This window comes from Sphingobacterium sp. NPDC055346, assembly GCF_053645235.1.
This window is the reverse complement of sequence record NZ_JBSHMI010000012.1, coordinates 56,802-69,665: the sequence shown is the minus strand read 5'-3', so window position 1 is coordinate 69,665 and position 12,864 is coordinate 56,802. Positions and strand designations below refer to the sequence as shown.

General features: G+C 40.8%; 7 protein-coding genes. 3 read left to right on the top strand and 4 right to left on the bottom strand.

Annotated elements, in window-relative coordinates:
• Positions 1 to 4: 4 nt before the first annotated feature.
• From ACWICE_RS19345 to ACWICE_RS19330, 4 genes are all read right to left on the bottom strand, one after another.
• The gene (locus ACWICE_RS19345; protein ID WP_313260015.1) at positions 5 to 2,752 is read right to left on the bottom strand and encodes a carboxypeptidase-like regulatory domain-containing protein; all 2,748 of its coding nucleotides are present in this window, start codon (positions 2,750 to 2,752) and stop codon (positions 5 to 7) included.
• 71 nt (positions 2,753 to 2,823) lie between these two features.
• Positions 2,824 to 4,230, bottom strand: a complete 1,407-nt coding sequence (locus tag ACWICE_RS19340) for a fimbrillin family protein (protein ID WP_454299035.1) — start codon at positions 4,228 to 4,230, stop codon at positions 2,824 to 2,826.
• A gap of 31 nt (positions 4,231 to 4,261) precedes the next feature.
• A complete protein-coding gene (locus ACWICE_RS19335; protein WP_454299034.1) occupies positions 4,262 to 5,824 on the bottom strand; it encodes a DNA/RNA non-specific endonuclease in 1,563 nt (520 codons plus the stop codon).
• A gap of 304 nt (positions 5,825 to 6,128) precedes the next feature.
• Complete coding sequence (locus tag ACWICE_RS19330) at positions 6,129 to 7,163, bottom strand: N(4)-(beta-N-acetylglucosaminyl)-L-asparaginase (RefSeq protein WP_185210571.1); 1,035 nt, start codon at positions 7,161 to 7,163, stop codon at positions 6,129 to 6,131.
• Between the two features lie 171 nt (positions 7,164 to 7,334).
• Here ACWICE_RS19330 and ACWICE_RS19325 point away from each other — a divergent pair, with 171 nt between their 5' ends.
• The 3 genes from ACWICE_RS19325 to ACWICE_RS19315 all read left to right on the top strand — a co-directional run bounded on the left by ACWICE_RS19325 (position 7,335) and on the right by ACWICE_RS19315 (position 12,854).
• Positions 7,335 to 8,552 carry a C40 family peptidase gene (locus ACWICE_RS19325; protein WP_313260021.1) on the top strand — a complete coding sequence of 406 codons (1,218 nt, stop codon included), beginning with the start codon at positions 7,335 to 7,337 and terminating at the stop codon, positions 8,550 to 8,552.
• Between the two features lie 2 nt (positions 8,553 to 8,554).
• Positions 8,555 to 9,607, top strand: coding sequence for a dipeptide epimerase (locus ACWICE_RS19320; RefSeq protein WP_185210575.1), 1,053 nt, complete (start codon positions 8,555 to 8,557; stop codon positions 9,605 to 9,607).
• 73 nt (positions 9,608 to 9,680) lie between these two features.
• Positions 9,681 to 12,854, top strand: coding sequence for a SusC/RagA family TonB-linked outer membrane protein (locus tag ACWICE_RS19315; RefSeq protein ID WP_185218250.1), 3,174 nt, complete (start codon positions 9,681 to 9,683; stop codon positions 12,852 to 12,854).
• The last annotated feature ends 10 nt before the right edge of the window (positions 12,855 to 12,864 follow it).

Sequence of the window (12,864 nt, the reverse complement as noted above, 5' to 3'; positions counted from 1 at the left end):
TTTATTAAAACCTATAACTTGTATTAAAAAACACATTGAAACCCTGCATATAGAAATATCGAGAATTGAACCTATCTGGATATACTAGGTCCAACCTACCTTGTTCATAACCGCCAGTCCCAACATTTTTTTGGTTCAGTAAGTTCATAATCGACAGATTGAAGTTCAAGGCACGTCGGTTCCGAAGGTAGATCAACTTCCCAACCGAGGCATCCAAGGTAAAATTTCCTTTCAGCCTCTCTTGGCTTGTCAATTTCCTATATGATTCATAACTATCTTGATAGGGGTTCACCGTGGAATATACTGAAGCCATTCTCCTCAAAGCAGCAGAGGACATGTAGTTCCAGCTGACAAGATTCCCACTCATCTCGAGGAACCAGTAATCGTAGAAATACCTGGCAGCAAAGATTCCGGCTGCCTGTGGCGTTCCAGAGACAAAGAGGTTCTTCATGTAAACTTTCTCCTCCAAATTCACCATAAGGCCATTTTCTGAGTTCATGGTCCCCATGGGATTGTTACTATAGTAATATTCAGCTAGGGTACCAATAAAATCGAAATTCCAGTTTTGGTTCAGACTATAGGTTACACTTGCCTCTATTCCTCGATGTTTTCGATCAACTCCACTTAGGTTGTGAAAGACAAAGGTCCGCTGGGAATCATGGTAATAATTCATCCGTTCCAAATGATCATAGAAATTAGTCTGGAAGAGTGACAGCCGCCCAGATAGATGCGGCAAGGAAAAAACATAATTGATATCATTATGGAGGATCCTGCCACTAGAAAGTCCTTTAACGACGCGGTCTGTAACCCGCGGCATCACATATGATCGATCGGGAGCTGGTGGCTCTGTGATATAGGCAGAATTGGCAGAAAGGAAATTCCGGCCATCAAACTTATAGGTCAGGCCAGCTTTTACCGTAAAATCCACAAAGTCATATTTAGGACCTTTCCCATACGAATGGTCAGGGAATCGGCCGTTCCTCATATTTCCAACCCGACGAAAATCGGTATAGCTGATTTTTGTTCCGTAATAAAACTCTAAATTTCTGGATTGAAAACCATTGCTCAACCATGCATTCACAGCCTGAATATCTATATCGTAATCATAGCCGAAAATATCGCCCTCATAAACCTTTCGGTTGGGAAAAAGAAGGTCATTTTGCTTGACATTTTCATTACCCGGATTCTCCCGTTCGGCAAACTTGTCTAGATCAACGACATGGTCAGCTCCCAGCAGATCATCTATTGTCTTATACTGGTATGATCTCGTCTTTCTAGCCTCAATACCTGCTGTTAGATTAAAATTATTTTGATAAAGCTTATTGAATGTTATGTTCACTGTCCCTTCCATCAGGTCAGAATGCCTGCGTTCCAAGGTGTACAAAGCAGCACCGTTCGTTTTTCTAATATTCTCGGGGTTCAGATTCTGACGGTACATTTCTTCCCAGTTCAACTGGGTGACCTTAGGGTCCCTAGATTTCCAAAGCTGGGTATACTGTTCGATAGTCCTCATGTCAAGCCTAGGGGTAAACCTTGAAAAATTGGAGGGCAAATAACGATAATAATCAGGTCGTGGATCCATGGCGTTATACCAGTTCAATGCCGAATTACTGTATCGACCATAATGTATAATACCTCCAGAAGTCAAACTGCTCCTGTCATCAATTTTCCAGCGATGGGAAATGACCAAGGTCGGATCATAGGCATGGACCATTCTTGAATTACGGATCTTACCATTTTGATAGCCCCAATTTGGATTATATAGATTATCACCGACCAAGTCATAGACCTCCTGAAAAGAGGATCCTTGTTGGCCCCGAACTACAGGTGAACCAAAGCTGAGCACGGAAAGCGAATGATCGCCACCCTGCCATTGTTTTTCCATCGACAATGCATAGGAAAAGTTTCTATAGGATGTCCCCGGAATAAATCCCTTATCAGAAAACCTACCACCGATTGCACCCGTAAATGCCCAACCTTTTTCATTTAGCCCTGTTGAATAACTGAACATGGAGCGTGCATAATAGTTCCTATTCGTGTAGGACAGTGTGAGCTTCCCTCCCTTTGCATAAGAGCTTGCTCGCATATTGATGTTTTCAGAACCTCCAATGGTTCCGAAAGTGTATGTTCCTATTTGATTGTAATTGACCACATCCCCATTTCGGGTCAGGTCATTTAACGCTCCGATTGAAGCGTAATTAAAAACTCGGCGGTATTGGTCATTCGCCAAAATGCCGTTGATATAGATCTGTTCGTAATGTGGGTCGTATCCACGAACCCTAAAACGATAAGGAAAGAGCTTAAACCCTACTTTATTCAGGTAAAGGTCATTGGAGAGAATAACGGATGCCTGAATATCTTGTGAGCTCATGTCCCCTTCCGAGGAAATGATATCATCATCTATCACACCCAGAACGGTCTGCACATCGATCTGATTTTCAGCAACCAATTCTATATCCTCCAATCTCATGAAACTGGAATCCTTAATTTCAAATTCCATCTCATAGTTTCTAAATCCAGCTGACTGAATGATTAATTTTTCAGGTCCGGATTTCAAGTTGACAAAGACAAACTCCCCTTCCTCGTTGCTACTGCTGTTCATCTTGTTCTGTTCCAGGTAAACCGAAACACCCACCAAGGGGATTTTCGTGCGGCTGTGGACCACCTTACCTGATAGTTGAATTCCTTCCTGCCCCAAGACGGCTACACAAAAGCAAGTCAACAAAAAGATTATGGAAAAAATCCTTTGCATATTCTTTAATATTCGAAAGGTTTCATTGAACAAGGAAGGGGAATTTTATCCCCCAACCTTGATTAAAATGATTATTTTGTTCCTACTAATTTGATATTATCGATACGATAACCACCCTCATTTAATGCTGAAATCGCATCAAATTCAATAGTGATCGGAGCTGCAGGAATACCTGTGTTAATAGTTTGAGTAGAGAAAGAGTTTTGACCTCCCAATACGCCAGGTTGTTGCATTTCTTGACCATTGATTTTAACTTTCACATTCTCCACCTTCTGTCCAGGACGATTTGAAGCCATTGAATAGGTCAGTTTTAAATTAGTAAAGCCAGTTGTATTCACGTTTTGGATCTTTAACCCTGTGGTTCTATTTGCTGGCAACCAAACATGGGCATCCATGGTAGTGGTCCTACGGATGTCGGCATATTCTGCAGTATACAGATCTGAATAACTTACGGTCTTATTATAAAATCCTGTATACTGACCGATTCTAAACCTTTTAGACCTATCATCCATTGAGATATCACCAAAAGTTTCTTCAAAAATAGTTTGTTCAACACCAGTAGGAGTTGGAGGAGTAACTGTACCACCATCTTTGCCAATAGTATGTGTTCCACCAGTAACTGAGGTCCAATCTGTGATAATCGCATTTCCAGTAACGGCAACTAATCCGCCTACCTGAAGAGTGATATTATAAGTGTATTTCTTACCAGCTTCATAGTTCAAGTTTGCCGGTAAAGTCCATTTATAATTATCAGATCCAACTGTAAACACAACCTCTTTAGCACTATAATCAGAAGGAATTAAGATAGCTTCAACAAATTGATCCGCATTTTGAGCTGTAACCTTCGCGTTGATATTTGCATTGCTAGTTCCTGCTGCGATAGCTCCTGTCGAAAGTTCCATACTTGAAACGGTAGGTACATTATTATAAGCTGCTCTTAAACCTGTTAAATTGTTCACACCAGTTCCAGCCTTAACAATCAACTCGATTTTTGTCAGCTTATGTGCAAATTCCAAACTTGCAGGACCCGAATTTTTCCCCAAATTCTTTGCATTGTCTGAATACATCACATCAATCTTCGCTAAATTGCTCTGATCCGTAACATTAAAATCTAATCTTGTTCCATTTATCGCAGTTGAATAAGGATAATACGCAATAAAATCTACCTGCCCAGTTTCAGGATAATTGATGATATCACCTCCCGTTGCCGTAAAGTTCCCATTTCCATTGGTGATGTATTTTTTGTTCGCCGCCAAGATATTTGACAATCCTGTACCTTGCTTCATAAATACACCAATTTCATCATTTGCATCCCACGCATTTCCATTTGCTTTTGTTGCAGTTGTACCTAGAATCCTAGAAGTGAACTTAACTTCCGATGGATTGGTTTTCTCCAACTTCCTGTAATCATCTTTTTTACAAGAAGATACCAAGGCGATAAACGCCAGGGTTGCAGCTAATAATTGTTTTGTTTTCATTGTAATTTATTTATTTGATTTATAGTAAGTCCTATCTCCAGATCGCATTATTGATCATGCTTTTTGTCGCTTCCGGAAGTCCCGGAAAAAAGCGATGTCCAGTCTTCCTTTCCAATTCCGCTACAGTCATACGATAACTGTCAAAATGGGCACTGGCCTGCGTAGCCTTATTTTCCATATAGAAACCTATGGTATAATAATCCTGCCCCCTTTTTACGGCCAAAGCCTTATAGTAATATTTTGGTTTTGCAACATCCTCACCTCTATTATCCTTCACATATTCTACAGGAGCATTGCCATCCCTGATTCCGGCTCCTGTTACTACATACATGGTATCCACCCCCGAATTCCTTGCCCAAGAACGGATCTGATTTTCCAATCTTGCCCACAACCCCTGGTTCAATGAGCTGTTCTGAGCAGTCATATTGGTATAATAAAATGTCGTGGAGTTTTCGGCATAATTCTTTGTCCTATCTGCACTCGGGATCTGATGACCACGGTCTATCCCTCCGATTCCAAAACCTCTTGATAATAAAGGTTGAGTAAAGTTGGAAAAGCTAGGGTCATAGGCCCAATTGTCCGTACGGGACTGCCCCCCTAAATAGTCACCACTCAATGGATAGGCCACCCAGTGAGCAATCCTATTTTTCTTGTCGTAAAGCATTGAAAAATTTCGTTTGGAACGATCAGGAGTCATCTTAAAATTATATTCAAGGTCTGCTGAATTTGAAATGACTGGCAATTCCATATAAGAGACAGTCGGGTTGGGATCCACCGTACCATCATCAGTCAAATCGATACTATACTGGTATCTATTTCCCCGCACATAATCTGTAGCCAACTTGCCAATTTCCCAGGTATAACGATCTCCTTTATTACTAGTAAACACCATTACAGATTGACCACTCAATTTTCCAGGAAAAATGACCCATTCGATTACCGTTTCTAGTCCTGTAGACAGGACCTTACCCTCCACGTCCTTGGAGACTTGACGAGGGTTTAACTGAGACTGATCAATTTGAAAAATAGCTTCCGTCCGTAAAGAGCTTATTTTTGCATTAACCGCATTGATCCCCGCTCCTTTTACTCGAACCTGGATCTTGGCCATCATTCTTTCAAAATTCAATTGAACTGGCCCCTGCTGATAGCCCATGGCATTAGCACTGTGCCCAATCATATAATCAATGGTAGCCTGTTGTTGCTGATTGGATATGTTCAATTCCCTCTGCAGATCAGATCTTCGTTGAAAAGGATAAAATGCAACAAACTTAACTTGCTTATCCTTGGGAAAATCTATGGCGTCTGCCGATGTTTTGGGAGAAAAATTCCCGTTCCTTTGCGTTAAAAACTGTTTATTGAACCCCACAGGTATCACATTGCCTGCTGTCAGAGCCTCTCCCTGATACATAAAAATTGAAATGGAATCCTTTTCATCCCATTGCGTACCTGACATACGGGTCTGAACCTGGCCAGTAATCTTACTGGTAAACAAAACAGATTGTTCTTGCTTAACTTGGATATTACTGAAGTCTTTCCGACATGAACCCAAAAACAATAACGCAACTGCGAGAACAAAGAATAACCTCTTAATCATTAACTTAATATTTATTATATAAAAACCAATTATTTCGCATCATAATAAGTTTGGCTCAAAATCAAGACTTTTTCGGAGTTTTAATTTTGAATTCACCACCAAATTTACCTTTGAATTAATACAGTTTAATTAAAAAGATATTAAGAATATATTACTAATGAGGCTTTGGTTAAACTCTATGTTAAGCAACAAGATAAAAACCAAGGAATTAGCAAATTGAACAAGCTTTTAAGCCTTTATTCAGAGGACAAAAAAAAGGCAGAAACAAATAATGTTTCTGCCTAGCACCTTTTATAAAAATTTCTTATTTCGGCTTGTAATGGAACTTACCTTTTTCTATCAGATCTTGTTGTTTTTCATCACAGATGGCAAAAGTAAATCCATCTTGCAATGCATACGAACCATATTCACCATTTTTATTTAAAGCTAAAAATCCTACCTGAATATCTTTGGCAATTTCAGGTTTTTTCTTGACGATCCTCATAACCGCTTCCTTGCAGGCATCTTCAGGGGAATAACCTTGACGCATTAATTCTACCACCAGAAAACTACCTACATTCCGGATCACTTCCTCTCCCACACCGGTTGAAGTAGCTCCTCCAACCTCATTATCAACATATAGACCTGCTCCGATAATTGGACTGTCGCCTACTCGGCCATGCATTTTAAAAGCCATGCCACTGGTAGTGCAGGCTCCAGAAAGATTACCGTCAGCATCTAGGGCCAACATGCCTATGGTATCATGGTTATATTTGTTTCCCGGCAGTCTTTCCGTGGCAAATGATTTATTTTCAATGTTCATGACCGGTTTGTAGTTCTTTTCCTTTAACCACTCTTTCCAAGCTTCCTCAGAACTGGGGGTCAATAAATTCTCGGCCTGGAATCCATTCTCCAGTGCAAATTGCCTTGCTCCGGCACCAACCAACATCACATGTGGCGTTTTTTCCATCACTAATCTCGCTACCGAGATAGGATGGGCAATATCTTCCATCGCCGCCACTGAACCACAATTACCAAGCTCATCCATAATACATGCATCCAAGGTCACATGTCCATCACGGTCCGGATAACCACCTTTTCCCACTGTTACATTCTTTAGATCGGCTTCAGGGATTTTCACACCTGCTTCGACCGCATCAAGGGCCCGACCATTTTTCTTCAGGATTTCCCAAGCAGCTTGATTGGCAGCAACACCAAAATCCCAAGTGGAAATCACAATAGGTTTACGAACCGATTTCGTGGATTTCTCTGTCGCTTGACAGGAAATAGCAGAAGCTACTGTACCTATACTGGCAGCCCCTATGATACCTTGTTTTATAAATTTTCTTCTTGAATGCATAGTAATTACAATATTAGGAATACAATTTACAAAGAACAAGGATTAAACGATTGTAAATTATGCGTTATTTCCAGTTAATTATTTGGAAAAAACGTAAAAATACGCTTAATTACAGTCTATTTTTCGCATATTTATGCGGTTTTACCAAGATAACAATTATTAAAGACTAGAATGATGATACGTATCACTGCGCTATTCTGCACATTTTTCTGTTTGAACAATATTTCTTTCGCACAAACAGACTCCACGATCTATAAAAAAGTGGATCAGATCGTACAAGACGCCAAACAACAATTTGCTCCGGATAAACGAACCAAAATCGTTGCCCTTACGCAAGCAAATGCGATCAATAATCAGTATGTCATTGAGTCGAGTGTTGCTGAAGCCAGCAACTTCATTAAGTCTCAAACAGCTAATATTCCTGCAACGATCCGAATCAATGCCCTTCCAGACTCTACCGTAGGTCAAAAAGTTCATGGAGTCGTCAATCTTTCGGTGGCAAACTTTAGAACAAAACCAGGAAATGCCTCTGAAATGGCAACACAGGCCATTCTTGGAACAGAGGTTGACCTGTTGCAAAAAGTTGATGGTGAATATAGAGCAAGAACTCCTGAAGGCTATATTTCATATGTTCCAGCCTCCTCTATTGCAGCAATGGATCATGCCGCTTTAGAAAAATGGAGAAAGCTTCCCAAATTAATCTACACAGCTGAATTTGGAAAATCACTTTCTCAAGCTGACCCAAAAAGTGTCCGGGTTTCTGACCTGGTTTATGGAAATATCCTAGGCTTATTAGCTGAAGAAGGTAACTATTATAAAGTAACTTATCCCGACAATCGTATTGCCTTTATCCTAAAAGATGAAGCATTAACATTCGACAAATGGTTAGGCTCAAGAGAACTGACGGCAGACAATGTGATCAGCAGTGCCAAAACCATGATGGGGCTACCTTATCTTTGGGGCGGAACATCTGTTAAGGGTGTAGATTGCAGTGGTTTTACCAAAACTGCTTATTACATGAATGGCTACATCATCCCGAGAGATGCATCTCAGCAGGTATTGGCTGGTCAAAAAATTGACATCCTAGATAAAGACGGACATTTCGACGCTAAAAAAGCACTTAAAAACTTGAAACCGGCAGATTTATTGTTCTTTGCTTCTGGCAAAAACAGCAATCCTAATGCGCGTGTTACCCACGTTGCCCTATATATTGGAAATGGTGAATTCATACATTCGGCAGGAACCGTTCGTATCAACTCCATGTTGAAAGATGCCGCAAACTACGATGACTTCCAGACCAGGACCGTCGTTGCAGCAAAAAGATATATCGGCGTGAAAGATCAGCAAGTGCAAAAAATACAAGAAAACCCTTACTATAACCAAAAATAACCATGAACAGCAACGAGTGGCAAAGCAAAAATATGGGGAAATTTACCCTGCGTTTCAAGCCCTATACGCTTGAACTACGCCATGTATTTACCGTAGCTTCTTTTAGTCGATCAACAACCCCTGTTGTCTTGACTGAACTCGAATATGATGGCATTATTGGCTATGGCGAGGCAAGCATGCCCCCTTACCTTGGGGAATCCCAGGAATCGGTCATGAATTTCTTGAACAAGATTGATCTTTCTAGGTTCAACTCCCCTTTCCAAACCGAAGAAATCCTTCAATACATCGATCAGGTCGATGCTAAGAACACGGCAGCTAAAGCTGCTGTCGATATAGCATTACACGATGTATTAGGCAAAATAATGGGCCAGCCATTTTATAAAATCTGGGGATTAAACCCTGATCTTATTCCGCCAACTTCCTATACCATTGGAATAGATACGGAAGAAATGATCCGCAAAAAAGTAGCTGAGGCTGAGCAATTCAAGATCTTGAAAGTAAAACTTGGTCTAGATACAGACAAAATGATCATTGATACGATCCGTTCAGTAACGGATGTCCCTTTATGTGCCGATGTCAACCAAGGCTGGAAGAATAAGGAAGAAGCTTTGGAAATGTCCCATTGGTTAAAAGAAAGAAACGTTGTTTTCCTGGAACAACCGATGCCAAAGGAAATGATCGATGAAAATGCTTGGCTAACTGAACGTTCTCCCATCCCTACCATTGCGGACGAAGGGTGCCAACGCCTTGCCGATGTGCCGGCTCTAAAAGATGTTTATACAGGCATCAACATCAAATTGATGAAATGTACAGGGATGCGTGAAGCTAAAAGAATGGCTGAATTAGCCCGCTCTTTAGATATGAAAGTGATGTTGGGTTGTATGACTGAAACCTCCTGTGCCATTACCGCAGCAGCTCAGTTAGCTCCATTAGTGGATTGGGCAGATTTGGATGGGGCCTTATTGATTGCAAATGATATCTACGACGGTATGCAGGTAAGAGATGGGAATTGCATTCTTCCCAACCGTCCTGGAATTGGAATTTTAAAAATATAAATTGGACAAAAAAACCAAAAAAACACATTACCTAGAAAAACAGATTACCTAAGAATAACAAATTACCAAAATTATGAAACATCACTTGCTCACAACTTTGTGCGTAGTGGCTTGCACGTCTATGCAGGTCGTTAATGCGCAACAAATCGCTGTGGCTGGGAAAGTTTCTGGATCAGATGGCACTCCGCTCGTTGGAGTAACTGTATCTGTGAAAGGAACAACAATCAGTACCAGTACCAACGAGAATGGCTTGTTTTCTCTAAATGCAGATCACAATGCCACCTTGGTTGTATCTTATATAGGATACACAAGCCAAGAAATCCCACTGAACGGAAGAAAAGCCATCAACATCACCTTAAATCAGGATGACCAAGCCATCGATGAAGTTATGGTTGTTGCTTATGGTACTGCCAAGAAGAGCTCCTTTACAGGTTCGGCAGCAACCGTAAATTATGAAAAAGAGGCAAAGGACATTCCCGTCACCTCCTTCGAACAAGCTTTAACTGGTCGCATACCAGGTGTTCAGATCAATACGACTTCGGGCCAGGCTGGATCAACCTCCAGTATCCGGGTTAGGGGAATTGGTTCCATGAACGCCTCCAACGAACCTTTATATGTAGTGGATGGAGTACCGGTAGTTTCTGGAAATGTGGGCCAAATGAGTGGAGCTCTTTCGGGAAGCAGCAACAATATCATGGCCACCATTAACCCTAATGACATTGAATCCATTTCAATTCTGAAAGATGCCGCGGCAGCTTCATTATATGGTTCGCGTGCAGCAAATGGGGTAGTGATCATTACGACTAAATCAGGAAAAGCCGGAAAACCAAAAATCGATTTCCGTACCTCCTATGCCGTAACTCCTAATTGGGCGACCGACAACTACAAACCTGGAAATCCTCAGGAACAGATCCAGTACTTCTACCAAATTTTCCACGATTACAGAACCTCCAACGGATACACCCAAGAACAGGCCAATCAATATGCCTTAAACCGTATGAATACGAGATTCGGGATCCACGGCTATGAATTCTCTAGCGAAGGAACCGGCTTGTATGATAAAATTATCATCAAGGGTAAAACGGACGGTGTTGAAAATAGAGACGGTCAATATTTTGATTGGAATGACGCTCTTTTCCGCACTGGAAAATATCAGACCAATGACCTTGCTGTGAGTGGTGCTAGCGATAAAACTAAATATTATTCTTCTTTGTCTTATACAACCGACAAAGGCAGAGCCTATACCAATGAGTTTGAAAGAATCGGCGGCCGATTGAATTTTTCCCAAAAACTTTCTGAAAAAGTCGAATTTGCCACCAACTTCAATTTAAACCATAACAACAAGGAAGGTTACAATGACACGCGTAACACAGGGACAAACTATATGTACCTTGCAAACAACCTATTGTTCCCTTTCTATTGGCCTACGGATTACAAAACAGGCAAAGAATACACAACACGCTATAATTCTTTAGGTTACAACCCATTATACTATGATAAACAATGGGAAAATAATTCAAAGACACTTCGTATTGTTGCTGCTCCATCCTTGACTGTAAAATTCCTTCCGGAATTGACCGGTAAAACCATCTTCTCCTACGATAATGCCGAGGTTAAGGATCATTTATATTATAGCCCTTTGCATTACCATACTACTTATGGTGCTACAGCTAACGGAACTGTTTTTGAGTACAGCACGAATTACAAGAAGTTGATTTCTTCTTCAACCTTGAATTACAACAAAACCTTTGCTACGGAACATACCTTAGATTTATTGGTAGGATTTGAAGCTGAAAAGAATGAAACAAATTATCAATTTGCAAGTGGTTCTAACTTGCCTTCCAGTTCGCTGCATACCGTAGCTACTGCCGGTATCAAAGACGCTGATGCATATATGTGGGGGAATAATATGATGTCTGTATTCTCTAGAGCTGAATACAACTTTAAAAACACTTATTTCCTTTCAGGATCCCTGAGAAGGGACGGTAACTCCAGATTAGGCCCTGATACCCGTTGGGGTAATTTCTGGTCCCTGTCTGCTGCATGGAACCTAAAAAATGAGAGCTTCATTTCGGATATCGAAGAAATCAATCTCCTAAAACTAAAAGCTTCCTATGGTACCAATGGAACTCTTCCTACTTCGAATTTCGGCTGGAGATCCTTGGCTTCGTATGGATATAACTACATGGACCAACCAGGTGGAATCTTGACTACCATTGCAGACAAGGATTTGAAATGGGAAAAGAGCCATACCTTCAACGTAGGTGCTGAATTTGGTTTGTTCAACAATAGACTTTATGGTACCGTTGAATATTTCAATAGAGATTCAAAAGACCTATTACAGGATGTCAACATCTCTTTAGTAACTGGATTTAACTCTACTCTTCTGAATGTTGGGGAAATCAACAATAAAGGTCTTGAAATTTCAATAGGTGGAGACCTCATCAAAAAAGATGATTTCCGTTGGTCCGCTAATGTCAATACCTCTTTCCTGAAATCGAAAGTTTCGAAACTTTATGGCGGTAAAGATATCACTTGGTGGGACCCAACAGGTGGAGATTCAAGAGTGCAATTCATGTACAAAGAAGGGGAAGATGTGTATTCATATTACATGGCTGAATGGGCAGGTGTAGATCCAAGCAATGGTAAGCCAATGTGGTATACCAATGATGGTACAGAAGGAGAATTCTTGCACAACGGACGTGGTGCTACCAATAAGGTAAGCGATGCAAAACAGGTTATCGTTGGCTCTCCGATCCCTAAAGCATATGGAGGTTTCAATACCGATATAGAATACAAAGGTTTCTCTTTGGGCTTAAACTTCACTTATAAAATCGGCGGAAAATTATTTGATGCGGGCTCAAGAGACGTTGCAGAAGATGGTTATTACTGGGAAAGGATCCGTTCATATTACGCCATACAGAACGTATGGACACCAGATAACACAGATGCACTTTATCCTTTTGTCAGTGGAAATGACCCAGAAGATGGTATCACACGCTCCACCCGTCACCTTTATGATGCATCATTCCTACGCTTGAAAAACGTGAATGTATCGTATCGATTGCCAAGTGCAGTAGTCAGCAAAATTGGATTTAGCAATGCTAGGATCTTCTTCAATGGTACTAATTTATTAACCGCTTCTAAATTTAAATGGGCTGACCCTGAGGTTAACCAGTTTGGAACAAGAGGTTGGGAAACTCCTTTCGGAAAAACCTACACCTTCGGATTAGAAGTTAGTCTATAACCTTCAATTA